Source organism: Mycobacterium sp. 4858 (genome assembly GCF_900240975.1).
Taxonomy (GTDB): domain Bacteria; phylum Actinomycetota; class Actinomycetes; order Mycobacteriales; family Mycobacteriaceae; genus Mycobacterium.
On the sequence record NZ_LT968776.1, the window covers coordinates 182,731 to 205,990 of the forward strand.

Annotated in this window: 23 protein-coding genes; 10 read left to right on the top strand and 13 right to left on the bottom strand. The window is 69.3% G+C overall.

All coding sequences use genetic code 11. The features are described 5' to 3' along the window. Positions 1–5: 5 nt before the first annotated feature. The 3 genes from secF to yajC form a co-directional block, all read right to left on the bottom strand. Positions 6–1,280 (bottom strand): protein translocase subunit SecF, encoded by a 1,275-nt coding sequence (gene secF / locus C1737_RS09025; protein WP_068094003.1) that lies wholly within the window; start codon positions 1,278–1,280, stop codon positions 6–8. Beyond that, a complete protein-coding gene (secD, locus tag C1737_RS09030) occupies positions 1,280–2,941 on the bottom strand; it encodes a protein translocase subunit SecD (RefSeq protein ID WP_102417921.1) in 1,662 nt (553 codons plus the stop codon). The genes secF and secD overlap by 1 nt, the downstream gene beginning before the upstream one ends. Before the next feature lie 110 nt (positions 2,942–3,051). Continuing rightward, the gene (gene yajC, locus C1737_RS09035; protein ID WP_068097086.1) at positions 3,052–3,393 is read right to left on the bottom strand and encodes a preprotein translocase subunit YajC; all 342 of its coding nucleotides are present in this window, start codon (positions 3,391–3,393) and stop codon (positions 3,052–3,054) included. 198 nt (positions 3,394–3,591) lie between these two features. Here yajC and gabT point away from each other — a divergent pair, with 198 nt between their 5' ends. Then, positions 3,592–4,932, top strand: coding sequence for a 4-aminobutyrate--2-oxoglutarate transaminase (gene gabT / locus C1737_RS09040; protein ID WP_068097089.1), 1,341 nt, complete (start codon positions 3,592–3,594; stop codon positions 4,930–4,932). A gap of 149 nt (positions 4,933–5,081) precedes the next feature. Continuing rightward, the gene (car, locus tag C1737_RS09045) at positions 5,082–8,615 is read left to right on the top strand and encodes a carboxylic acid reductase (RefSeq protein ID WP_102417922.1); all 3,534 of its coding nucleotides are present in this window, start codon (positions 5,082–5,084) and stop codon (positions 8,613–8,615) included. A gap of 60 nt (positions 8,616–8,675) precedes the next feature. Here the strand turns inward: car and C1737_RS09050 are convergent, their stop codons facing one another. The 6 genes from C1737_RS09050 to ruvC form a co-directional block, all read right to left on the bottom strand. After that, positions 8,676–9,362, bottom strand: coding sequence for a hypothetical protein (locus C1737_RS09050; RefSeq protein WP_067918874.1), 687 nt, complete (start codon positions 9,360–9,362; stop codon positions 8,676–8,678). A gap of 131 nt (positions 9,363–9,493) precedes the next feature. After that, a complete protein-coding gene (locus C1737_RS09055; protein ID WP_067918873.1) occupies positions 9,494–9,877 on the bottom strand; it encodes a DUF1304 domain-containing protein in 384 nt (127 codons plus the stop codon). Positions 9,878–10,037: 160 nt separating this feature from the next. Next, entirely contained in the window at positions 10,038–10,709 is a 672-nt protein-coding gene (locus C1737_RS09060; RefSeq protein ID WP_102419868.1) for a hypothetical protein, read from the bottom strand. Positions 10,710–10,945: 236 nt separating this feature from the next. Beyond that, positions 10,946–11,992: a Holliday junction branch migration DNA helicase RuvB gene (ruvB, locus tag C1737_RS09065; RefSeq protein ID WP_068097099.1), complete on the bottom strand. Its 1,047-nt coding sequence runs from the start codon at positions 11,990–11,992 to the stop codon at positions 10,946–10,948. Beyond that, a complete protein-coding gene (gene ruvA, locus C1737_RS09070; RefSeq protein WP_067918871.1) occupies positions 11,989–12,585 on the bottom strand; it encodes a Holliday junction branch migration protein RuvA in 597 nt (198 codons plus the stop codon). Before ruvA ends, ruvB begins: the two co-directional genes overlap by 4 nt. Next, a complete protein-coding gene (ruvC, locus tag C1737_RS09075; protein WP_067918870.1) occupies positions 12,582–13,136 on the bottom strand; it encodes a crossover junction endodeoxyribonuclease RuvC in 555 nt (184 codons plus the stop codon). The genes ruvA and ruvC overlap by 4 nt, the downstream gene beginning before the upstream one ends. Positions 13,137–13,317: 181 nt before the next feature. Here ruvC and C1737_RS09080 point away from each other — a divergent pair, with 181 nt between their 5' ends. The 7 genes from C1737_RS09080 to C1737_RS09110 all read left to right on the top strand — a co-directional run bounded on the left by C1737_RS09080 (position 13,318) and on the right by C1737_RS09110 (position 18,633). Beyond that, positions 13,318–13,932: a DUF4178 domain-containing protein gene (locus C1737_RS09080; RefSeq protein ID WP_067918869.1), complete on the top strand. Its 615-nt coding sequence runs from the start codon at positions 13,318–13,320 to the stop codon at positions 13,930–13,932. A 50-nt stretch (positions 13,933–13,982) separates the two neighbouring features. Next, entirely contained in the window at positions 13,983–14,495 is a 513-nt protein-coding gene (locus C1737_RS09085; RefSeq protein WP_067918868.1) for a DUF2617 family protein, read from the top strand. Next, positions 14,492–14,923, top strand: a complete 432-nt coding sequence (locus tag C1737_RS09090; protein WP_102417923.1) for a DUF4247 domain-containing protein — start codon at positions 14,492–14,494, stop codon at positions 14,921–14,923. The genes C1737_RS09085 and C1737_RS09090 overlap by 4 nt, the downstream gene beginning before the upstream one ends. A gap of 27 nt (positions 14,924–14,950) precedes the next feature. Continuing rightward, positions 14,951–15,406: a DUF350 domain-containing protein gene (locus C1737_RS09095; RefSeq protein WP_067918866.1), complete on the top strand. Its 456-nt coding sequence runs from the start codon at positions 14,951–14,953 to the stop codon at positions 15,404–15,406. Continuing rightward, positions 15,403–17,001, top strand: a complete 1,599-nt coding sequence (locus tag C1737_RS09100) for a polyamine aminopropyltransferase (RefSeq protein ID WP_102419869.1) — start codon at positions 15,403–15,405, stop codon at positions 16,999–17,001. Before C1737_RS09095 ends, C1737_RS09100 begins: the two co-directional genes overlap by 4 nt. A 170-nt stretch (positions 17,002–17,171) precedes the next feature. Beyond that, positions 17,172–17,570: a hypothetical protein gene (locus tag C1737_RS09105; RefSeq protein ID WP_067918587.1), complete on the top strand. Its 399-nt coding sequence runs from the start codon at positions 17,172–17,174 to the stop codon at positions 17,568–17,570. Between the two features lie 28 nt (positions 17,571–17,598). Further along, entirely contained in the window at positions 17,599–18,633 is a 1,035-nt protein-coding gene (locus C1737_RS09110; protein ID WP_102417925.1) for a hypothetical protein, read from the top strand. A gap of 20 nt (positions 18,634–18,653) precedes the next feature. Here the strand turns inward: C1737_RS09110 and C1737_RS09115 are convergent, their stop codons facing one another. The 4 genes from C1737_RS09115 to pdxS form a co-directional block, all read right to left on the bottom strand. Then, a complete protein-coding gene (locus C1737_RS09115; protein WP_067751758.1) occupies positions 18,654–19,409 on the bottom strand; it encodes a YebC/PmpR family DNA-binding transcriptional regulator in 756 nt (251 codons plus the stop codon). A 134-nt stretch (positions 19,410–19,543) separates the two neighbouring features. Next, on the bottom strand, positions 19,544–20,140 hold the full coding sequence (gene pdxT / locus C1737_RS09120) for a pyridoxal 5'-phosphate synthase glutaminase subunit PdxT (protein WP_067918591.1): 597 nt from the start codon (positions 20,138–20,140) through the stop codon (positions 19,544–19,546). Next, the gene (tesB, locus tag C1737_RS09125; RefSeq protein ID WP_102417926.1) at positions 20,137–20,973 is read right to left on the bottom strand and encodes an acyl-CoA thioesterase II; all 837 of its coding nucleotides are present in this window, start codon (positions 20,971–20,973) and stop codon (positions 20,137–20,139) included. Before tesB ends, pdxT begins: the two co-directional genes overlap by 4 nt. Positions 20,974–20,982: 9 nt before the next feature. Continuing rightward, positions 20,983–21,831 (bottom strand): pyridoxal 5'-phosphate synthase lyase subunit PdxS, encoded by an 849-nt coding sequence (gene pdxS, locus C1737_RS09130; RefSeq protein WP_231980461.1) that lies wholly within the window; start codon positions 21,829–21,831, stop codon positions 20,983–20,985. A 285-nt stretch (positions 21,832–22,116) separates the two neighbouring features. Here pdxS and C1737_RS09135 point away from each other — a divergent pair, with 285 nt between their 5' ends. Then, positions 22,117–23,256 carry a PPE family protein gene (locus C1737_RS09135; RefSeq protein WP_102417927.1) on the top strand — a complete coding sequence of 380 codons (1,140 nt, stop codon included), beginning with the start codon at positions 22,117–22,119 and terminating at the stop codon, positions 23,254–23,256. Positions 23,257–23,260: the final 4 nt, after the last annotated feature.

Genomic DNA, 23,260 nt, shown 5'->3' on the forward strand with positions numbered 1-23,260 from the left:
GGCGACTACCGCCGGCCGGCGTTTCGCTTGCCGCTCGGACGCCGGGTTCCGGTCGGGCGCACCGGACGCGCACCCGGTGCCGGTTTGTTGGGCTTGTCGGAGGGGGCGGAGACCGTCGCGGCCGGCGGCGACGACGACTCGTCGCCGGCGGGCTTCGCCTCCTCGGCGGGCTCGGGCCCGGCCTTGCGGCGCCGCGTGACGCGACGCGTGTGCGTCCGCACCAGCTCGGTCCGCTCGCGCAGCGTGACCAGCAGCGGAGTGGCGAAGAAGATCGACGAGTAGGTGCCGACCAGGATGCCGACCAGCTGCACCAGCGCCAGGTCCTTCAGCGTGCCGACGCCCAGCAACCACACCGCCACGACCATCAGCGCCAGCACCGGCAGCACCCCGATCAGGCTGGTGTTGATCGAGCGCATGAACGTCTGGTTGATCGCCAGGTTGGCCTGCTCGGCGAAGGTGCGCCGGGTGGTGTGCTGGAAGCCGTGCGTGTTCTCCTCGACCTTGTCGAACACGATGACGGTGTCGTACAGGGAGAAACCGAGGATGGTCAGCAGACCGATGACGGTGGCCGGGGTGACTTCGAAACCGACCAGCGAGTAGACCCCCGCGGTCACGGTCAGGTCGAAGACCATGGTCGTCAGCGCGGAGATGGCCATGTACCGCTCGTACCGCACCGTGATGTACAGGCTGACCAACGCCAGGAACACCACCAACGCGATCAGCGCCTTATTGGTGATCTGGTCGCCCCACGTCTCCGACACCGCCGCGTCGCTGATGGCCTGCTTACTGGGCTTGCCGTCGGCGCCCTTCGGCTGGAAGGCATCGAAAAGGGCGTTGCGCAGCTTGGACGTCTGGTCGTTGGACAGGGTTTCGGAGCGGATCTGCACCGTGGCCGAGGCGCCGTTGCCGACGATCACCGCGGACTCCGGGTCACGCCCGATGGTCTTCCGGAAGACGTCGGACACGGCGGCGGTGGTGACGGTGCCGGACGAGCCGGCCGTGGGCATCGACACCGTGGTGCCGCCGTTGAAGTCGATCCCGAACGTGAAGCCCCGCAACACGATGCTGACCAGGGCGACGGCGACGATCGCCCCGCTGATCCCGTACCAGAGGCGGCGCCGGCCGATCACCTCGAACGCGCCGGTGCCGGTGTAGAGCCGCGCGAGGAAGCTGTGCCGCGGTTGCGCGATGGCGGTGTCGGAGGCCGGCTCCACCGCGCCGGCTTCGGTGATCTCGGTCGCTTCCGTCGCGTCGGTCTGACCCTCGCCCTTGGAGGCCATCACGCTCCCCGTCCCGTCTTGACATGCGCCGCGGCCCGGTGCTCGCGGGCCACCTGCTGAATCGCGCCGAGGCCGTTGTACGCGGGTTTCGCCAACGTCGGCGACTTGGACGCCAGGTAGACGAGCGGCCAGGTCACCAGGAACACGACCACGACGTCGAGGATCGTGGTGAGACCCAACGTGAAGGCGAATCCCCGCACCTGGCCGATCGCCAGGGCGTACAGCACGGCGGCGGCCAGGAAGGTGACGGCGTTGCCCGACACGATGGTCTTGCGGGCCCGCACCCAGCCTCGCGGCACCGCCGATCTAAACGATCGGCCTTCCCGGATCTCGTCTTTGATTCGTTCGAAGAACACCACGAACGAGTCCGCCGTGGTGCCGATACCGATGATCAGACCCGCGATACCCGCGAGGTCCAATGTGTAGTTGATCTGCCGCCCGAGGATCACCAAGATCGCGAAAATCATTGCGCCCGAAGCGGTCAGGGACAGCGCCGTGAGCAGGCCCAGCACCCGGTAATAGAGCAACGAATACAGCAACACCAGCACCAGGCCGATCGCACCCGCGATCAGCCCCGCCCGCAGCGAGGTCAATCCCAGTGTGGCCGAGACGGTTTGGGCCTCCGAGGCCTCGAAGGACAGGGGCAAGGAGCCGTATTTCAAGACGTTGGCGAGCTGCTTGGCGGTCGCGGCGGTGAAGGGCGGATCACCGCCGGTGATCTGGGTCCGGCCGCCGGGGATGGCCTCCTGGATCATCGGGGCGCTGACCACCTGGGAGTCCAGCGTGAAGGCGGTCTGGGTGCCGATGTGCGCGGCGGTGAAGTCCGCCCAGGTGTTGGCCGCCGCGGGCTTGAACTGCACGTCCACCACATAGCCGATGCCGCGCTGGTTCATGCCCGAGGTGGCGTCCTGGATCTGGTCGCCGCTGATGATCGACGGCGCCAGCAGGTAGGCCACCTTGTGGTCGGTCGAACACGTCACCAGCGGCAGGTTCGGGTCGTCGTTGCCGGCGAGGATGTCCTCTTTGTCGCAGCGGGTGGCCTGGAACTGCAGCGCGAGGAACTGAACGCCCTGGCGGGTGCTCTGGCGCCACTTCTTCTCGTCGGCGATGCGCTCGGCGAGTTCCTTGCGCGGGTCCGGCGGTGCGGGCTGGTCAGCCGGGGGGACGTCCGCCGGCGGGGCGTTGCCGGCCGGCGGACGTCCCCCCGGCGCCGGCTGGCCCGGCGGCGGCGCCTGGCCGGGCGGGGGCGCTTTCGGGGCGGGCTTGGGCTGGACCGCCTGCGCCGGCATCGAGTTGAGCACCGGGCGGATGTACAGCCGGGCGGTCTGCCCCAGGTTGCGGGCCTCGTTGCCGTCGTTTCCCGGCACGGTGATGACCAGGTTGTCGCCGTCGACCACGACCTCCGAGCCCGAGACGCCCAGCCCGTTGACCCGCGCGCTGATGATCTGCTGCGCCTGGGCCAGCGCGTCGCGGCTCGGGCGCGACCCGTCCGGCGTGCGTGCGGTCAGCGTGACGCGGGTGCCACCCTGCAGGTCGATGCCGAGCTTGGGGGCGGCGCGCTTGTCCCCGGTCAGGAAGACCAGCAGATACACGCCGACAAGCAGCAACAAGAAGACCGACAGGTAGCGGGCAGGGTGCACCGGCGCCGAAGACGATGCCACGTTCCTTCTATCTCCTCGAGTATCGGTTCTTACCCCGGACTGAGCCTAGTGTCGTGCACGCGCCCGTCGCGCAAGCGGTCCGGCGCCGCGGCGTCGGACCGGGATTCGCGTCAGGATTCCCTGGGCAGGTGGCCCTCGTCGAATTCCGCCAGGTCGTCGGAGTCGTCGGCGCCGGCCAGGTCTTCGTCGTCATCGGGCAGGATCCGATCACGGATGGCCAGCTTCATCCACGTCGTCACCACACCGGGCGCGATCTCCAGGTCGACGGTGTCGTCGGTGATCGCGACGACCGTCGCCTCCAAGCCCGACGTCGTGTGCACGCGATCGCCCGGCCGCAACGACTCGTGCAGGTCGATGGTCGCCTGCATCGCGCGCTTCTGGCGTCGCGACGCGAAGTACATGAACCCGCCCATGATCAGCAGGAAGGGCAGGAACAGGATCAAACTCTCCATGAACGGGCCTGTCTTTTCGTAGTGGCATCGAAGGGCATTTGGTGCCGGGACGACCCGCGGGCCGCGCACCTCGTTACGGCCAGTGTGCCATTGCCGCAGGTCGCACCCGAGCCCCGCGGTGCACGGGAGGCCCGTCGAAGCCCAGCCGGATAGGCTTGGGTCGCGACGTGACAGGCGCGCCGCGGTGAGGAGAAAATCGTGGCCGGCCTCGAGCAGACCCGCCAGCTGGTCACCGAAATCCCCGGTCCCGCTTCGCTCGAACTCACCAAACGCCGCGCGGCGGCGGTGTCGCACGGGGTCAACGTCTCGCTGCCGGTGTTCGTCGCGCGCGCGTTCGGCGGCATCATCGAGGACGTCGACGGCAACCGGCTCATCGACCTGGCTTCCGGCATCGCGGTGACGACCGTCGGCAACTCCTCGCCCCGGGTGGTGGAGGCGGTGCGCGCGCAGGTCGCCGAGTTCACCCACACGTGCTTCATGGTCGTGCCGTACGAGCAATACATCGCCGTCGCCGAAGAGCTCAACCGGATCACGCCGGGCTCCGGCGAGAAGCGCACGGTGTTGTTCAATTCCGGCGCCGAGGCGGTCGAGAACGCCGTCAAGATCGCCCGGTCCCACACCCGCAAGCCCGCCGTCGTGGCGTTCAACCACGCCTACCACGGCCGCACCAACCTGGCGATGGCGCTGACCGCCAAGTCCAAGCCGTACAAGAGCGGCTTCGGCCCGTTCGCGCCGGAGGTCTATCGCGCCCCCGTGTCCTACCCCTACCGGGACGGGCTGCTCGACAAGGAGCTGGCGACCGACGGCGAGAAGGCCGCCGCCCGGGCGATCGACGTGATCGAGAGCCAGGTCGGCGCCGACAGCCTCGCCGCCGTGATCATCGAGCCGATCGCCGGCGAGGGCGGGTTCATCGTGCCCGCCGAGGGATTCCTGCCCGCCCTGCTCGACTGGTGCCGCAACAACGACGTGGTGTTCATCGCCGACGAGGTGCAGACCGGGTTCGCGCGCACCGGCGCGATGTTCGCGTGCGAACACGAGGGCATCCAACCCGACCTGATCTGCACGGCCAAAGGCATCGCCGACGGGCTGCCGCTGTCGGCGGTGACCGGGCGCGCGCAGATCATGGATGCATCGCACGTCGGCGGTTTGGGGGGCACATTCGGCGGCAACCCAGTCGCTTGTGCGGCCGCACTGGCCACCATCAACACGATCGAAAGTGACGGACTGATCGAGCGTGCCCAACAGCTGGAACGGCTGATCACCGAACCGCTGTTGCGCCTGCAGGCCGGCGATGACCGCATCGGCGATGTGCGCGGTCGGGGCGCCATGATCGCCATCGAGTTGGTGAAGTCCGGGTCGGCCGAGCCCGATGCCGAGCTCACTCGGAAACTGTCCACCGCCGCCCACGCGGCCGGGGTCGTCGTGTTGACCTGCGGCATGTTCGGCAACATCATCCGGCTCCTGCCGCCGCTGACGATCAGCGACGAGCTGCTGAGCGAGGGGCTCGACGTGTTGGGCGGGCTGCTCGGCGACCTCTAGAACCGGGGATTCGATCGGGTGGCGTGGGCAATCTCACAACACCGGCCGGGGCACGGTCATGGTGGAATACCATTACTTTAGCTAACGTTCTATCCGTTAGCGCGTTGGCGCCAAACTACTCACTATCTTTCATTGCGAGGGAATTGTTTATGTCGACAATCAACCACGACGAGCGGCTTGAGCGCCGCATCGAGGACCTGACCGCAAACGACCCACAGTTCGCCGCCGCGCGCCCGGACCCGGCCGTCGAAGCGGCCTTGGAGACCCCGGGGATGCGACTCCCGGACGTCATCCGGACCGTGATGGAGGGATATGCGGACCGGCCGGCGCTCGCGCACCGGGCGGCGGAGTACGTCGCGGACCCGGCGACCGGGCGCACCAGGCTCGAGCTGCTCCCCCGCTTCGAGACCATCACCTACCGTCAGCTTGGCGAGCGGGTCGCGGCGCTCGGCCGCGCCTGGGCCAACGACGAGGTGCACGTCGGTGACCGGGTCTGCGTGCTGGGCTTCAACAGCGTCGACTACGCCACCATCGACATGGCGCTGGCGACGATCAGCGCAATCTCGGTCCCGCTGCAGACCAGCGCGTCGCTGACCTCGCTGCAGCCGATCGTGACCGAGACCGAGCCCACCGTCATCGCGGCCAGCGCCAACCAGCTGCCCGATGCGGTCGAGCTGATCCTCAGCGGTCACCGGCCCGCGAAGCTGGTGGTGTTCGACTACCACCCCGAGGTCGACGACGAGCGCGAGGCGCTGGAAACCGCACGCGCGGGACTGGCGGATGCCGGCGTGGTGGTGGAGACGCTGACCGAGGTCCTCGAGCGCGGCAAGGCGCTGCCGGACGCGCCGCTGCCGACCAGCGAGGAGCCCGACCCGCTGGCCCTGCTCATCTACACCTCCGGCAGCACCGGCGCGCCCAAGGGCGCGATGTACCCCCAGAGCAACGTCGCCAAGATCTGGCGCCGGGGCAGCAGGAACTGGTTCGGGGAGAGCGCCGCGTCGATCACCCTCAACTTCATGCCGATGAGCCACGTCATGGGACGCGGCATCCTCTACGGCACGCTCGGCAACGGCGGCACCGCCTACTTCGCGGCCAAGAGCGACCTCTCGACGCTGCTGGAAGACCTCGAGCTGGTGCGGCCCACCGAGCTGAACTTCGTGCCGCGCATCTGGGAGACCCTGTTCGGCGAGTTCCAGCGCCAGGTCGAGCGGCGGCTGTCGGAAGGCGCCGACCGCCAGGCGGTCGCAGCGGAGGTGCTCGCTGAGCAGCGGCAGTACCTGCTGGGCGGGCGGTTCATCTTCGCGATGACGGGCTCGGCGCCCACCTCCCCGGAGTTGCGCACCTGGGTCGAGTCACTGCTCGAGATGCACCTGAGGGACGGCTACGGCTCGACCGAGGCCGGGATGGTGCTGTTCGACGGCGAGATCCAGCGGCCGCCGGTGATCGACTACAAGCTCGTCGACGTGCCCGACCTGGGTTACTTCAGCACCGACCGGCCCTACCCGCGCGGTGAGCTGTTGCTGCGGACCGAGAACATGTTCCCCGGCTACTACAAGCGGGCCGAGACCACCGCCAACGTGTTCGACGAGGACGGCTACTACCGGACCGGCGACGTGTTCGCCGAGGTCGCACCCGACAAGCTGGTGTACGTCGACCGCCGCAACAACGTGCTGAAGCTGGCGCAGGGCGAATTCGTGACCCTGGCCAAGCTGGAGGCCGAGTTCGGCAACAGCCCGCTGGTGCGCCAGATCTACGTCTACGGCAACAGCGCGCAGCCCTATCTGCTGGCCGTCGTCGTGCCGACCGAAGAGGCCCTGGCCCGCTGGGACCTGGACACGCTCAAGGGGAAGATCGCCGACTCGCTGCAGAACGTCGCGCGTCAGGCCGGCCTGCAGTCCTACGAGGTGCCGCGCGACTTCATTGTCGAGACCACACCGTTCAGCCTGGAGAACGGTCTGCTGACCGGGATCCGCAAGCTGGCGTGGCCGAAGCTGAAGCAGCACTACGGCGAGCGGCTCGAGCAGCTTTACGCCGAGCTCGCCGAGGGGCAGGCCAACGAGCTGGCCGAATTGCGCCGCAACGGCGCCGACGCGCCCGTGCTGGCGACCGTGAGCCGGGCCGCCGCGGCCATGCTCGGCACGGCGGGCACCGAGCTGACCCCGGACGCACATTTCACCGATCTCGGCGGAGACTCGTTGTCGGCGTTGACATTCGGCAATCTTTTGCGCGAGATCTTCGACGTCGACGTGCCGGTGGGCGTCATCGTCAGCCCGGCCAGCGACCTGCAGGCCATCGCCCGCTACATCGAGGGCGAGCGCCAGGGCACCAAGCGGCCCACGTTCGCCGCCGTGCATGGGCGCGATGCCACCACAGTGCGCGCCGGCGACCTCACCCTGGACAAGTTCCTCGAGGCCGAGACGCTGGCCGCCGCGCCCAGCCTGCCCAAGCCCGCCGCCGAGGTGCGCACGGTGCTGCTGACCGGCGCCACCGGCTTCCTGGGCCGCTACCTGGCGCTGGAGTGGCTCGAGCGCATGGACCTGGTGGACGGCAAGGTGATCGCCCTGGTGCGCGCCAAGTCCGACGACGAGGCGCGCGCGCGGCTGGACAACACCTTCGGCGTCGGCTCTCCCCAGGGCGACCCGAAGCTCGTGGCGCACTACCAGGAACTGGCCGCCGACCACCTGGAGGTCATCGCCGGCGACAAGGGCGAGGCCAACCTGGGCCTCGACCACCACACCTGGCAGCGGCTCGCGGACACCGTCGACCTGATCATCGACCCGGCCGCGCTGGTCAACCACGTGCTGCCGTACAGCGAGCTGTTCGGTCCCAACGCGCTGGGCACCGCCGAACTGATTCGGATCGCGCTGACCACCAAGCTGAAGCCCTACACCTACGTGTCGACGATCGGTGTCGGCGACCAGATAACGCCGGGCCAGTTCGTCGAGGACGCCGACATCCGCCAGATCAGCGCGACGCGGGCGATCAACGACAACTACGCCAACGGCTACGGCAACAGCAAGTGGGCCGGCGAGGTGCTGCTGCGCGAGGCCCACGACCTGTGCGGCCTGCCCGTCGCGGTGTTCCGCTGCGACATGATCCTGGCCGACACCACCTATGCGGGACAGCTCAACCTGCCGGACATGTTCACCCGGCTGATGCTGAGCCTGGTCGCCACCGGTGTCGCGCCCGGCTCGTTCTACGAACTGGACGCCGAGGGCAACCGCCGGCGTTCGCACTACGACGGCCTGCCGGTGGAGTTCGTCGCCTCGTCGATCTCCACGCTGGGCACGCAGGTGCTGGACAACGTCCCCGGAGGTGACGGTTTCCAGACGTACCACGTGATGAACCCGTACGACGATGGCATCGGTCTCGACGAGTACGTCGACTGGCTGATCGACGCCGGCTACGGGATCCAGCGCATTGCCGACTACGGCGACTGGCTGCGGCGGTTCGAACAGGCGATGCGGACGCTGCCCGAGCGGCAACGCCAGTACTCGCTGCTGCCGCTGCTGCACAACTACCAGAAGCCCGAGAAGCCGATCAACGGGTCGATGGCACCGACCGACCGCTTCCGCGCCGCGGTGCAGGAGGCGAAGATCGGCCCCGACAAAGACATCCCCCATGTCTCGGCGCCGGTCATCGTCAAGTACGTCACCGACCTGCAGCTGCTCGGACTGCTGTAAAGCGCCAGAAAGCAATCGCCCAGCCCCGTCGGGGCTGGGCGATTGCCCTTTGTGTACGCGTTACTGCTGCGGGTGCGGCCAGCGCAGGTACGCGGCGTTGGCTCCCGACGCCGAGCGCTGGCGACGCCACCCCCGCTTCGGTTCCGGGTCGGCCGCCGAGCGCGGCTTGGTCAGCGCGCCCGAGGAAACCTCGGCCGGCTCGTACGCCGAATCCCGGTACGGCGCGACGCCCGGCGCCGCCGCGGCGCCCGCCGGCGCCAACGGCTGCACGTCGCGCGCCAGGCGCACGGCGGTGCGCGCCAACGCCACACCGGCCACGAAGATGATCAGCGCACCCAGTCCGGAGAAATAGGTGACCTCCAACACCGCGCGCTTGCGTTCGGTGGCGGCGACCGGGTCACCGGCGGAGCCGATGCCCAACAGCGGCGCGAGCTGACCACCGACGACGAACCAGGCGCCGGCCAGCACCGCCAGCCAACCGCCCAGCATCGCCGCCACCCGATTTCCGGCGACGATCAACAACAGACCGCCCAGCACGGTCGCGGCTCCCGGCAGCACCTCGAGCCACCCCCGGGCCGTACTCCATGCCCACTCCCGGTCGGGTGTGTAGGCGAAGTTGAAGCGCGGTCCGACAAACGGTATTAACGCCCCCCAGGCTCCCAAGATGACCAGGAGCAATCCGCTGACCGCGCCACGCGAGCGAGGCATGCTCAGCCCGCGGGATTGGCCGTCTTCTGCGTATTTCATGACATCCCCTCGTTGAATACCGGGCCTATTTCCGGCCGGAGATGGGTACCCGGCGTTTTCCAGTCGTAACCCATGGGGCGCGCGAAAGCCACCGCGCCCCGAGGCCATTGGGGCTGGTGAGGCCGGTGTTACTAGTGGAGCGCGAGGAGCAAGAGCACGATCGCGACGGCCGGAAAGGCGCCCTGGCTCACCGCCGCCCGCGCCTTGTCCGGCGCGGACAACAGCAGCACCACTGCGGCCGCGGCCATCGACCCGACGCCGGCGAAGATCAACGCCGCGCCAACGGCGTTGTGCCGCAAGGCAATCGCGACGACGCCGACTCCGGTCACGACCGCCAGGAACAAGTTGTAGAAGCCTTGGTTGAACGCCAACAGCTTGGTGGTCTCGGCCTCCTCGGCCGTGGTGCCGAATGCGGCGCGGGTGCGCGGCGAGGTCCAGGTCAACGATTCCATCACGAAGATGTACACGTGCAGTAACGCCGCGAGTGCGGCGAATATCAGGCCGGCAGTGAGCATCGCTCCTCCTCGTCGGTCGAGGCCTGCGGCGCGACGCAGGCATCCGCGTGTCTCGGCGTGCCGGTGGACTTTACCGACTTGCGGTTGCCCGGGCCGTCCCAACGCGAAAAGGCGCCGGTAGCTCAGCGCTACCGACGCCCCTCGCGTGACTGTTACCGCACTACACGCCGGCGTGGTGGTGCCGGTGGAACAAGCCGCCGCCGGCGCGCCGGCCGAAGAAGCCGTGCCCGCGGGGCTCAGCCGCCGCCCGGTCCGTCCGCGCCGCGGTCACGCCGCGCGTCTCGTCGTACATGGCCGGTTCACCCGCCGGCACGGCGCCGGCCGCCATCGCCGGTTCCGTCACCACGACGTCGCGCGCATGCCGCACCGCCAGGCGCCCCACGGCCGCCCCGCCCAGGAACACGATCAACGCCCCCAGGCCGGTGAAGTAGGTGATCTCGAGCAGGGCACGTTTCACGTCCGTCGCGGCCATCGGTTGACCGACGTCGCCGATGCCCAGCGTCGGCGCGAACGCGCGCCCGACGATGAACCAGGCGCCGGCAACGACCGCCAGCCAGCCGCCCAACACCGCATTCGCGCGGTTGCCGGAGAGCAGCACCAGCAGGCCGCCCACCGCGGCCGCGGCGCCGGGGAGCACCTCGAGCCAACCCTTGGCCGTGGTCCAGGTCCATGCCGGGTCGGACATGTAGGCCCAGTCGACGTTGGCCCCGAAGAACGGCACCAGCGCCCCCCAGGCGCCGAGAAGAACAAGGAGTAGCCCGGTCAGCGCGCCGCGGGTACGTGGCATGTACAGCGCGCGAGGGCGTTCGTAGTCGTGGCGCGTGGTCCTCATCAGAATCTCCTTCACAGGTATTGCTGCTGTGACCCTGGTTACCCCTGCCGGACCGCACGTAACCGACTGCGGACCACCTAGGTGTTTGCTGTGCGACCCCGCGGCGGCCGCGCCGAAGGTGTCCCGCGCCCGATTACCCGTGGTGGCGATGGCCTGAGCGGGCCGAACCGCGCGCTCGGCGGGCCTTTGAGGACTTGCTCGTCCGACAGGTCACGATTTGGTAATGGTCGGGTCCGCTAGTCGAACAGGCCCGGTTGCCCCAGCCCCGTGACCCCCGGCGGCGGGCTCATGCCCAGGTGCGTCCACGCCTGGGCGGTGGCCACCCGGCCGCGGGGCGTACGCGCGACCATCCCGGCGCGGACCAGGAACGGCTCGCACACCTCCTCGACGGTGGTGGCCTCCTCGCCCACGGCCACCGCCAGCGTCGACACCCCGACCGGCCCGCCGCCGAAGCTGCGGGTCAGCGCCGACAACACCGCCCGGTCCAGCCGGTCCAGGCCGAGTTCGTCGACGTCGTAGACCGCCAGCGCGGCCTTGGCGACGTCGCGGGTGATCACCCCGTCGGCGCGGACCTCGGCGAAGTCCCGGACCCGGCGCAGCAGCCGGTTGGCGATGCGCGGCGTGCCGCGCGAGCGGCGGGCGATCTCCTCGGCGGCCTCGGCGCCCAGCTCGATGCCCAGGATGCCGGCGGAGCGGGCCAGCACGCGCTCCAGCTCGGCCGGCTCGTAGAAGTCCATGTGTGCGGTGAAGCCGAACCGGTCGCGCAGCGGCCCGGTCAGCGCGCCGGAGCGGGTGGTGGCGCCGACCAGGGTGAAGGGCGCCACCTCCAGCGGTATCGACGTCGCCCCGGGACCCTTGCCCACCACCACGTCGACCCGGAAGTCCTCCATGGCCAGATACAGCATTTCCTCGGCGGGCCGGGCGATGCGGTGAATCTCGTCGATGAACAGCACGTCGTGCTCGACCAGGTTGGACAGCATGGCGGCCAGGTCACCGGCGCGTTCCAGCGCGGGACCCGACGTCACCCGCAACGACGACCCGAGTTCGGCGGCGATGATCATGGCCAGCGACGTCTTGCCCAGCCCGGGCGGACCCGACAGCAGGATGTGATCGGGGGTGCTGCCGCGGTTCTTGGCCCCCTCGATCACCAGTTGCAGCTGTTCGCGCACCCGGGGCTGGCCGATGAACTCCCGCAGCGAACGCGGCCGCAGGCTGACGTCGATGTCCCCCTCCCCGACGGCCAGCGCCGGGGACAGCTCGCGGTCGGCGAAGTCGTCCGTCATTTCGACTTGCCCAGCAGCGACAGGGCGGCGCGCAGGGCACCGGACGTCGTCGCGTCCTGCTCGGCGGCCAACACCTTGTCGGTGGCCTCTTCGGCCTGTTTGACCGGGAAGCCGAGGCCGACCAGGGCCTCCACCACCGGTCCCCGCACCGCGTGCCCGTTCACCACCGACGCGCCGCCCGGTGCGGCCGTCACCGCGCCGACCTTGTCGCGCAGCTCGAGCACCATCCGCTCGGCGCCGCGTTTCCCGATACCGGGAACCCGGGTCAGGGCGGCGACATCACTGTCGTGCAGCACCTGCCGCAGCGCCGCGGCGTCGTGCACGGCCAGCGTCGCCATCGCCAGCCGGGGCCCGACGCCCGACACCGTCAGCAGCGTCAGGAACAGGTCGCGGGTATCGGAGTCTGGAAACCCGTACAGCGTCTGCGAGTCCTCGCGCACCACCATCGCGGTGATCAACCGGGCCTCGGTGCCCGTGCGCAGCGTCGCCAGCGTCGACGGCGTCGCGTTCACCCGGTAGCCGACGCCGGCGGCCTCGATCACCGCGTGATCGAGCGCCACCTCGAGCACCTCGCCGCGCACCGAGGCGATCATCGGGCGGCCTTCAGTCTGGCCAGATACTTGTGCCGCTGCTGTTCGGCCAGCGCCTCGGCGGCGGCCATCCGGGCCAGCATCGGCGCGCGCCAGCAATGACAGATCGCCAGGGCCAGCGCGTCGGCGGCGTCGGCCGGCGTCGGCTTGGCTTGCAGCGCAAGGATTTTCGTGACCATCGCGGTGACCTGGGCCTTGTCCGCGCCGCCGTTGCCGGTCACGGCGGCCTTGACCTCGCTGGGGGTGTGGAAGTGCACGTCGATGCCACGCTTGGCCGCCGCCAGCGCTACCACCCCGCCGGCCTGCGCGGTGCCCATCACCGTCGACACGTTCAGCTGGGAGAACACCCGCTCGATCGCCACGACGTCCGGCCGATGGGTGGCCAGCCAGTGCTCCACGGCATCGCTGATGGCCAGCAACCTCTTGGCCAGCGGCGCGTCCGACGGGGTTCGCACCACGTCGACGTCCAGCGCGACCACGTTGCGCCCGCGCCCGGCTTCCACGACCGACAGCCCGCATCGGGTCAGCCCGGGGTCGACGCCCATCACCCGCATTGCCCGCTCCCACCTGTAGAACAGCTGTTCGATACCCTAGCGGGCGGGACCGACCGGCTCGCGGAGGACACGCGGCGGCAGCGCCCAATTCGCGGCCGGGAGGTTCCAGCGCCGAATCCGCCGAAAAGCTGTTAGCTTTAGCCGACGTTCGCTCGAGCAAGGTGGCAACGGAAGGGCTCGCGTGGGATCACTGCTGGTCATTATCGCGATCGTGCTGTTCATCGCGTCCATCGTGGTGCTCGTCATCGCTTTGCGACGTCCCAAGCAGCCGGGCCCGCCCCGGGGACGTCAGGACCCGCTCTCGTTCAACGCGATGCCGGAGTTCGGCCCCCGCCAGCTCGGCCCGGGCGCCATCGTCAGCTACGGCGGAGTCGACTACGTGGTGCGCGGGTCGGTGACGTACCGCGAGGGCCCGTTCGTGTGGTGGGAGCACCTGCTGGAGGGCGGCGACCAGCCGATCTGGTTCAGCGTCGAGGAGGACGACGGGCGCCTCGAGCTGGCGATGTGGGTCAGCCGCAAGGACGTCCGGCTGCAGCCGGGTGACCAATATGTCGTCGACGGGGTGACGTTTCACGAGTCCGAACGCGGTCGCGCCTCGTTCACCACCGAGGGCACCACGGGTCTGCCGGCGGGCGGCGAGATGGAGTTCGTCGACTGCGCCAACTCCGACGAGTCCGCACTGCTCTCGTTCGAACGCTGGGCACCGGGCACGCCGTGGGAGGTGTCGACCGGCAAGCCGGTGCTGACCGGCGAGCTGACGGTGTATCCCGCGCCCCCGCCCTCCCCGTCCTCCTAGGAGCGCGTCGGTGCCGCTTCACCAGCTCCCGTCCTCCTAGGAGCGCGTCGGTGCCGCTTCACCAGCTCGCCGTAGCGCCTTCGGACGTCTCGGGCGAAAACCTCGGGCTCGCCCTCAACGCGCCCGCACCGCCACCCCTGGCGACCTGCCTGCTGGCCCACCCCGCCGGCGGCGCGCTGCTGCTCGGGGTCCTCGGCGCCTCGCACGTCGTCACGGTGGAGCACGCCGCGGGCCGGTTCTCCGAGGAGGTCTCCTGCACGGCGCGCGGCCACGGCGTCGACCTGCCGGAGCGCACGGCCACCGCCGGCTACTCCCTGGAATCCCGCACCGACACGTACGGCGAGGCGACCTTCCGCCGCATTGCCGGTGATCTCCGTGACCGGTGCGCGCGCGAAAAGGGTTGGCTCGGCGGCTCTTTTCCCGGTGACGACGCCGCGCTGACCGCGTTGGCCGCCGAGGCCGACGGCGCCGGCTGGCGCTGGCAGACCTGGCACCTGTATCCGGCCGCCCGGGTGGCGTCGGGCGGCATGGTGGTGCACACGGCGAGCCGGTGGCATCCATGAGCCGCAACCGCCTGTTCGTGATCGCGGGCGCGCTCGCGGTGGCCGCCGTCGCCTGCCTGGTGCCCGGAATCATCTTGCTGCAGAAGAACATCGGGTCCTACATCGCCGGCCACTATCACGAGTACGCCCACGACGCGAACGGGACGCGCTACGAGTGCAGCGGTTCCCCCGACGACGTGGCCGACACGCTCGCCGAATACGAGGCGCCCCAGGCCCGCGCCGCCAACGGCGACAACGAGTACCTGCGCTACAGCAACAACATCGTGATCGTCGGCCCCGACGGCAACCGCCCGTGCAGCATCCGCGTGGAGGGCCTGAACGCCGGATACAGCCACGGCGCCTTCATCTTCCTCGGCCCCGGCTTCACCCCCGGCTCCCCCTCGGGCGGCGCCGGGGGCACCCCGGGTGGCCCCGGCGGAACCAAATGACGGCCCACCACCACAAAGGAGAGAACCATGTACCTCGCCGTCGAGATCGGCACCGTCGACCTCAATCCCGTCCTGAGAGGCGCAGTCGCGACGATCCTGTACTTCTGTGTCGGCATGGCGGTACTTCTCGTCGGGTTCTTCGCGGTCGACGTGTTGACCCCCGGCAATCTGCGCCGACTGGTGTTCATCGACCGTCGGCCCAACGCCGTGGTCATCGCGGGCGCGATGTACATCGCCCTGACCGTCGTCATCGTCACCGCCATCGCGAACAGCTATAGCCAGCTGGGTCAGGGGCTGGTCGGCGTGGCGGTGTACGGGCTGATGGGCGTGATCCTGCTCGGAATTGCTTTGGTGGCAATGCATCTGCTGATCCCGGGCAGCTTCCACGAGCACGTCGACGAGCCGGAGCTGCATCCGGGATCGTTCGCGGTGGCGCTGATCCTGCTCGCGGTGGGATGTGTCACGGCCGCCGCCGTGTCATGACATCGGTTGATCTGCCGGCGCCGGAAGTGCGCCGGCCCGCGGATTCCTCGCTGCGCTGGCGGGCCGTGCTGCTGGCCGCGGTCGCGGCGTGCGCGGCGTCCGGGATCGTCTACGAGCTCGCGCTGCTCACGCTGGCGGCGAGCCTCAACGGCGGCGGGATCGTCGCCACGTCGCTGATCGTCGCGGGCTACATCGCCGCGCTCGGCCTGGGCGCCCTGGTGATCAAGCCGCTGCTGGCGCACGCGGCCATGGCATTCATCGCGGTGGAGGTGCTGCTGAGCATCGTCGGCGGCTTGTCGGCCGCGGCGCTGTACACGGTGTTCGCCTTCATCGACGACGAGTCGATGTGGATGCTGGCGGTGGGCACCGCCCTGATCGGTGGGCTGGTCGGCGCCGAGGTGCCGCTGCTGATGACCATGCTGCAACAGGGGCGGATACGCCCCGAAAAAGACCAGGCTCCCGACACCGGCCGGACCCTGGCCAACCTCAACGCCGCCGACTACCTCGGCGCGTTGCTGGGCGGGCTGGTCTGGCCGTTCCTGCTGCTGCCGCAGCTGGGCATGATCCGCGGCGCGGCGGCCAGTGGCATCGTCAACCTGCTGGCCGCGGCGGTTGTGGCGGTGTTCGTGCTGCGCCCGATCGTATCGAGGAGGCAGCTGCTGACGGCGCTGTGCGCGCTGGCCGCGGCGCTCGCGCTGTTGGCCACGCTGCTGGCGCGTTCGGCCGACATCGAGACGACGAGCCGCCAGCGGCTCTACGCCGACCCGATCATCGCCTACCGGCACTCGGCGTATCAGGAGATCGTGGTGACCCAGCGCGGGAACGATATGCGCCTCTACCTCGACGGCGGCCTGCAGTTCTCCACCCGCGACGAGTACCGCTACACCGAAAGCCTGGTCTACCCCGCGCTCGGGGCCGGCGCCCGATCCGTCCTCGTGCTGGGTGGCGGCGACGGCCTGGTGGCCCGCGAACTGCTGCGGCAGCCGGGCATCACCGACATCGTGCAGGTGGAGCTCGACCCCGCGGTGATCCAGCTGGCGCGCACCACCATGCGCGCGGCCAACGGCGGTTCGCTGGACAGCCCGCGGGTCAAGGTGGTGATCGACGACGCGATGCGCTGGCTGCGCGCACCGCACCCGGACGTCATCCCGGCCGGGGGCTTCGACGCCGTCATCGTCGACCTTCCCGACCCCGACACCCCGGTCCTGGGCCGGCTCTATTCGACCGAGTTCTACGCGCTCATCGGGCACGCGCTGGCCGCCGACGGGCTCATGGTGGTGCAGTCGGGCAGCCCGTTCTCGACGCAGACGGCGTTCTGGCGCACCGCCTCCTCGATCCGGGCGGCCGGCTACACGGTGACGCCGTACCACGTGTACGTGCCGACGTTCGGCGACTGGGGCTTCGTCCTGGCGCGCCGCGGGGGCAGCGCCCCCACGCCCGTCGTGCCGCCCAACGCGCCGCCGCTGCGCTTCCTCAACCAGCACGTGCTCGATGCCGCCACAGTGTTTCCCGACGACACCCGGCCCCGCGCTTTGGACCCGTCGACGCTGGACAATCCGCGCATCGTCGACGACATGCGGCACGGGTACGACTAGGGCGTTTCGAACTTCGCCGGCGCTTTTTCGCGTCCCGCGGCGCACACTGAGCAGCGAGCGCCGGACATCTCGCGGTTTCTGGTGTTGGGATCGGTAGCCCACCGCTACCGGTGTACTTGCAAAGCGACGCCACCTAGGCGACCCGCCGGACGCAAGCCGAAGGAACGCACATGGATATCGCCAGAAAAATGTTGCGGGCCGCGGCCGGCCTGCTTCTCTCAGCCGGCCTTGCAATCGCAGGCATCGGACTGACCCAGGGCATCGCGTATGCCAATAAGGGCCCGTTCACGTGGTGTCCAGGGCAGTCCATGGAGTGGCCGAGCGGGCCGAATTCGTCCCGCGGTGTCGCACAGAACTACGTCTGGGATATGTCTGTGTGCCACACGTGGTACATCGTCGCCGACGGGTGGGGCAACGTTCCGCGGATCGCGCTCAACGGACAGCCGACGCTGCAAAGTTCACACACCTGGGACGGCGACAATCCGCCGCCCGACAATCCCTCGGGCGTGAATTGCGGCCCGGGTTGGTGCCCCGTGCCGCCGCACTATGACCCGGGGTTCCACGGATAAGCCGGTGACGGGAGAGCAAGGAGTCGACATGAGCATCAACGAACAGTCTCCCGCGTCGCGCCCGTTCGTGGCGTCCTGCTCGATCTACTCGCCCAATTGGGCCAAACTGACCGGCAAGCGCGCGACGATCTACATCCAGATCGGCTTTTGGGCGATCGTTTTGAGTGTGGTGCTGATGATGGTTGGACGCACCTTTGGCAACTCGCGCGGCTCCCACCGGTCCTTCCCGAACGTTCCCGGCCCGGTGATCGCCTACGGCTGGCTGGCGTTGTTGGCCGTTTTGGGGTTCGCCCTCGGCGCCCTGTTCCTTTGGCGATGGCGCCGCAAGTACCACCTGGACGTCACACCCGAGGGGCTCACGATCGACGGGGGTCGGGGCGATTTCTACTCATTCGCTGACGCCCAGCTAGGCCTGTGGGCGAGTACGGGGCTGGCGCTTCATCTGCGACGGGGCCCCCACCAATTCATTCTCGGCGGACGCGACTGTCGCGTTGGCCCGACGACACCGCTCAGTGCCCCGCCGGCGCCGCTCGTCGACGCCTGGTTGTCCCAGCCGGAGTTCGTCGCGATGTTGTCCCTGAGCGGCCGCTGGCGCGGCTTGGCTGTGGGCGAACCCGCACCGGGGGATCCGGTTCGCTGTGTGCTGTTTCCGAACCCTTTGTTGATCCAGCAGATGGGGCCGTTCGCGCTGATGAAGAAACAGCGATTGACGCAATCCCTGTCACAGCCGCAGCTGTTCGTCGACGTCGATGACGACACGATCCGGGTGATCGACGCGGACAGCAACGCGCTTACCGCCTCGGCATCGCTCTCGCAGGTGACCGCGACCAGGGCCACCTACCGGCTCGACGATGTTGCCGGCCAGTACTTTTCCACGATGCCCGCTGTGACCCTTGGCGTTCCCGGTTCCCAACCACTGACCATCGGATGCCGGGACTTCAGCGGGCTGAAGCAGCGATTCCTATGGGGCGAAAACGTGGCCATGATCAACGACCCTCCGGCTTATGCCGTCTCGGGCGCCGACTGGATGACGCTGACAGAAAAGCTCCACTTGGCCTCGTAATGCCGACGACCGGCCGACCCTCAGTCCTCGTCGAGGGCGGCCAGAACCTCGTCGGACAGGTCGACGTTGGTCCAGACGTTCTGCACGTCGTCGCTGTCTTCCAGGGCGTCGACGAGCTTGAACACCTTCCTGGCGCCGTCGACGTCCACCGGCACGCTGACCGAGGGCTGGAAGCTGGCCTCCGCGGACTCGTAGTCGATGCCGGCGTCCTGCAGGGCGGTCCGCACGGCGACCAAGTCCGTTGGCTCCGAGATGATCTCGAAGCTTTCGCCCAGGTCGTTGACGTCCTCGGCGCCCGCGTCCAGCACGGCGGCCAGCAGGTCGTCCTCGGTCAGCCCGTTCTTCTCCAGGGTCACCACGCCCTTGCGGGTGAACAGATACGACACCGAGCCCGGATCGGCCATGGTTCCGCCGTTGCGGGTCACCGCCACCCGAACCTCACCGGCCGCGCGGTTGCGGTTGTCGGTCAGGCACTCGATCAGCACCGCCACGCCGTTGGGCCCGTAACCCTCGTACATGATCGTCTGGTAGTCGGCGCCGCCGGCTTCCTCGCCGGCACCGCGCTTGCGGGCGCGCTCGATGTTGTCGTTGGGCACCGAGGTCTTCTTCGCCTTCTGGATGGCGTCGTAGAGGGTCGGGTTGCCGGCCGGGTCCCCGCCCCCGGTACGGGCGGCGACCTCGATGTTCTTGATCAGCCGGGCAAACTCCTTGCCCCGGCGCGCGTCCTTGACGGCCTTCTGGTGCTTGGTGGTGGCCCACTTGGAATGGCCGCTCATCGGTGTCTCTTACCTCTTCTGTCTTCGAAAGTTCGCCAGACGAGTCTACGTGCACGTCGAGCGTGGGCTTTATGTACGTGATCGGCCCCGAATTCGTCCATAGGCCCCACACTCGATGCAGCGGGCGCCAGCGTTCAGGCGACGCCGTTGACGATGTCCACGAAGAGCTGGTGGACGCGGCGATCGCCCGTCATCTCGGGGTGAAACGCCGTCGCCAACTTGGCGCCCTGCCGCACCGCGACCGTGTGCCCCGACGCCTCGGCCAGCACCTGCACCTCGGCACCGGCGCGCTCGACCCACGGGGCGCGGATGAACACCGCGCGCACCGGGCCGTCCAGACCGGCGAACGGTATGTCGCCCTCGAACGAATCGACCTGACGCCCAAAGGCGTTGCGGCGCACCGTCATATCGATCGCACGCAGCGGCAGCGCCTCCCGGCCGCCCGCGCCGGCGTCGAGGATCTCGCTGGCCAGCAGGATCATGCCCGCGCACGCACCGTAGGCGGGCAGCCCGTCGGCGAGCAGCCCGCGCAGCGGCTCCAGCAGGTCGAGGTCGAGCAGCAGGTGGCTCATGGTGGTGGACTCGCCACCGGGAATGACCAGCCCGTCGACCTTCTCCAGCTCGTCGCGGCGCCGCACCGGCATCGCCTCGGCCCCGGCTTCGTCCAGCGCGGCCAGGTGTTCGCGGGTGTCCCCCTGCAGCGCCAGCACCCCGATTCGGGGACCGCTCACGGCTGGAATCCGAGCTGGAAGCGGGTCAGCCCCTCCTGCATGACCGCCGCCACCATCTCGCCGGACTGGGTGAAGATCTTGCCCTGGCACAGCGAGCGGCCGCCGCTGGCCGACGGCGACGACTGGTCGTAGAGCAGCCACTCGTCGGCCCGGAACGCGCGCATGAACCACATCGCGTGGTCCAGCGACGCCACCTGCAGATGCTCGCGCACGTCGAGGTGGTTGACCTGCGCCGATCCCAGCAGCGTGAGGTCGCTCATGTAGGCCAGGGCGCAGATGTGCAGCACCGGATCGTCCGGCAGCGGGTCACGGTGGCGAAACCACACCTGCTGCTGGGAGGCCTTGCCGGGCGACAGCTGCAGCTGTTCGCGCGGCACGATGCAGACGTCCCACTCCTCGAACTGCTTGAATCCGGCGTCGTCGAACACCTTGATCGAGTCCAGGCCGGGCAGCCCCTCGGGCGGGGGCGCGGCCGGCATCACATCCTGGTGGTGGATGCCCTCCTGGTCGGTCTGGAAGGACGCCCCCATGCTGAAGATGATTTCCCCGTGCTGGATCGCGTTGACGCGCCGGGTGGCGAACGACCCGCCGTCGCGGGTGCGCTCGACGATGAAGACCGTGGGCTCGTTGGCGTCCCCGGGCCGCAGGAAGTAGCCGTGCAGCGAGTGCACCTGGTAGCGCGGGTCGACGGTGCGCACCGCCGAGACGAGCGACTGGCCGGCGACGTGGCCGCCGAACGTGCGCTGGAAATATCCCGACTCCGGGCTGAACACCCGACCGCGATAGATGTTGACCTCGAGTTGCTCGAGATCAAGGATCTCTTCGATCGCCACTGACTGTTCTTACCAGCCGCGTTCGGCCAGCCGATGGGGCTGCGCGATCTGCTCGACGTTGATGCCCACCATCGGCTCGCCCAGGCCGCGCGACACCTTGGCCAGCACGTCCGGGTCGTCGTAGAACGTGGTGGCCTTGACGATGGCGGCGGCGCGCTGCGCGGGATCCCCCGACTTGAAGATGCCGGAGCCGACGAAGACGCCCTCGGCGCCAAGTTGCATCATCATGGCCGCGTCGGCGGGGGTGGCGATGCCGCCGGCGGTGAACAGCGTGACGGGCAGCTTGCCGGCGCGGGCCACCTCGACGACGAGCTCGTACGGCGCGCGCAATTCCTTTGCGGCGACGTATAATTCGTCCTCCGACATCGAGGTCAGCCGTCGGATTTCACCGCTGATCGCCCGCATGTGCGTGGTCGCGTTGGAGACGTCTCCGGTGCCGGCCTCGCCCTTGGACCGGATCATCGCCGCGCCCTCGCTGATGCGGCGCAGCGCCTCGCCCAGGTTGGTCGCCCCGCACACGAACGGCACGGTGAACTTCCACTTGTCGATGTGATGGGTGTAGTCGGCCGGGGTCAGCACCTCGGACTCGTCGACGTAGTCGACGCCGAGGCTCTGCAGGATCTGCGCCTCGACGAAATGCCCGATGCGCGCCTTGGCCATCACCGGGATGGTGACCGCGGCGATGATGCCCTCGATCATGTCCGGGTCGCTCATCCGCGACACCCCGCCCTGGGCGCGGATGTCGGCGGGCACCCGTTCCAGCGCCATCACCGCGACGGCGCCGGCGCCCTCGGCGATGCGGGCCTGCTCGGGGGTGACGACGTCCATGATGACGCCGCCCTTGAGCATCTCGGCCATGCCGCGCTTGACCCGCGCGGTTCCGGTGCGTCCGCTGCCGTTCGGTGACGCGGCGGTATCCACTGCTGATCTCCTTCAACCGTTGTCGCCCCAGTCTAGTGGGGGGCGCGACACGGATTTGCCAACCGCCGAGCGACAAAGGGCCGATTGGCCCTAGGCCCCGAAATCGAGCCCTTGCTACACACGTCTTCGTTAGCTTGCTCACACCGTTGCTGCGAGGCGACGGATAGCGGGGCCACGTAGTTGCGGGACGGCGGCCGTCGACCGGGCTGAGGAGGGGTCGGGATGGTGCCGGATTTTGGGCTGCTGCCGCCCGAGATCAATTCCGGTCTGATGTATGCCGGTCCGGGCTCGGGGTCCGTGCTGGCCGCCGCGTCCGCGTGGGCGGGGTTGGCCGCCGAGCTGGGCTGGGCGGCGTCGTCGTATGCGACGGTGGTCGCGGCGTTGGCGGGCGGCCCGTGGCTGGGTCCGTCGGCCGTCGCGATGGCGGCCGCGGCCAGCCCGTTCGTCACCTGGTTGGCGGCCACCGCGATCGAGGCCGAGCAGGTGTCGACCCAGGCGATGGCGGCGGCGGCCGCGTACGAGGCGGCGTTCGCGATGACCGTGCCGCCGCCCGTGATCGCCGCCAACCGCGCCCAGTTGATGACGTTGGTCGCGACGAACTTCTTCGGTCAGAACACCCCCGCGATCATGGCCACCGAGGCGCAATACACGGAGATGTGGGCCCAGGACGCCGCCGCGATGTCCGCCTACGACGCCGCCACGCTGGCGGCGGCCGCCCAGTTGACGGCCTTCACCGAACCGCCCGACGGCCTGGGCGCCGCCCCTCAGCCCGTCGACAGCCTCGCGACCGCCGCGGATTCGGCGGCGACCCAGACGCAATCGGTCACGTCGGACGCCCAGCTGATGTCGTCGCTGTTCGACTCGTTCGGGCTCTCGCCGTCGTCGGCCTCGGGGCTGTCGCCGCTGGAGATGCTCTCGATGAGCGGCGAATTCGCGCTGCAACCCATGAGCATGCTGATGAGCCAGCTCGTCGGCCAGTTCATGGGTGGCGCCAACCCGTTGATGAGCGGCGCCGTCGGCGGCATGCCGTCGATGGGTTCGGTATTGGCGTCCGCCGGTTCGGCCATGGGGACCACGAGCCCGTCCCAACTCGGCGCCCCCGCGGTGCTGGCGGACGTCGGACGGGCGGGTTCCGTTGGGGCGCTGTCGGTTCCGCCGAGCTGGACCACCGAGGTGCAGGCGACGTCGCCGGCTGGGCCGGTTGCCGGGTTACCGGCCACCGGTGTTAGCCAGGTGACGCCCAACCTGCCGAGGGTGCCGTTCAAGCCCGCGGTCAGCACGGGTGGGCGCGGGGTGGCCGGGGTTGCCCCGGCGGCCGAGGCGTCGCGCTCCGGCGTGGTGGCGCGCCCGGTGGTCGGCTAGGCGG

Excerpts from the sequence above, each read along its gene's own strand:
- C1737_RS09050 (WP_067918874.1), bottom strand. The coding sequence starts at position 9,362 with ATGAAATACGCAGAAGACGGCCAATCCCGCGGGCTGAGCATGCCTCGC.
- pdxS (WP_231980461.1), bottom strand. The coding sequence starts at position 21,831 with ATGGCCGAGATGCTCAAGGGCGGCGTCATCATGGACGTCGTCACCCCC.
- secF (WP_068094003.1), bottom strand. The coding sequence starts at position 1,280 with ATGGCCTCCAAGGGCGAGGGTCAGACCGACGCGACGGAAGCGACCGAG.
- C1737_RS09105 (WP_067918587.1), top strand. The coding sequence starts at position 17,172 with ATGGATATCGCCAGAAAAATGTTGCGGGCCGCGGCCGGCCTGCTTCTC.
- C1737_RS09115 (WP_067751758.1), bottom strand. The coding sequence starts at position 19,409 with ATGAGCGGCCATTCCAAGTGGGCCACCACCAAGCACCAGAAGGCCGTC.
- ruvC (WP_067918870.1), bottom strand. The coding sequence starts at position 13,136 with ATGCGGGTGATGGGCGTCGACCCCGGGCTGACCCGATGCGGGCTGTCG.
- C1737_RS09090 (WP_102417923.1), top strand. The coding sequence starts at position 14,492 with ATGAGCCGCAACCGCCTGTTCGTGATCGCGGGCGCGCTCGCGGTGGCC.
- car (WP_102417922.1), top strand. The coding sequence starts at position 5,082 with ATGTCGACAATCAACCACGACGAGCGGCTTGAGCGCCGCATCGAGGAC.
- C1737_RS09095 (WP_067918866.1), top strand. The coding sequence starts at position 14,951 with ATGTACCTCGCCGTCGAGATCGGCACCGTCGACCTCAATCCCGTCCTG.
- ruvB (WP_068097099.1), bottom strand. The coding sequence starts at position 11,992 with ATGACGGACGACTTCGCCGACCGCGAGCTGTCCCCGGCGCTGGCCGTC.
- C1737_RS09060 (WP_102419868.1), bottom strand. The coding sequence starts at position 10,709 with ATGAGGACCACGCGCCACGACTACGAACGCCCTCGCGCGCTGTACATG.
- yajC (WP_068097086.1), bottom strand. The coding sequence starts at position 3,393 with ATGGAGAGTTTGATCCTGTTCCTGCCCTTCCTGCTGATCATGGGCGGG.
- C1737_RS09135 (WP_102417927.1), top strand. The coding sequence starts at position 22,117 with ATGGTGCCGGATTTTGGGCTGCTGCCGCCCGAGATCAATTCCGGTCTG.
- C1737_RS09100 (WP_102419869.1), top strand. The coding sequence starts at position 15,403 with ATGACATCGGTTGATCTGCCGGCGCCGGAAGTGCGCCGGCCCGCGGAT.
- C1737_RS09055 (WP_067918873.1), bottom strand. The coding sequence starts at position 9,877 with ATGCTCACTGCCGGCCTGATATTCGCCGCACTCGCGGCGTTACTGCAC.
- ruvA (WP_067918871.1), bottom strand. The coding sequence starts at position 12,585 with ATGATCGCCTCGGTGCGCGGCGAGGTGCTCGAGGTGGCGCTCGATCAC.
- C1737_RS09110 (WP_102417925.1), top strand. The coding sequence starts at position 17,599 with ATGAGCATCAACGAACAGTCTCCCGCGTCGCGCCCGTTCGTGGCGTCC.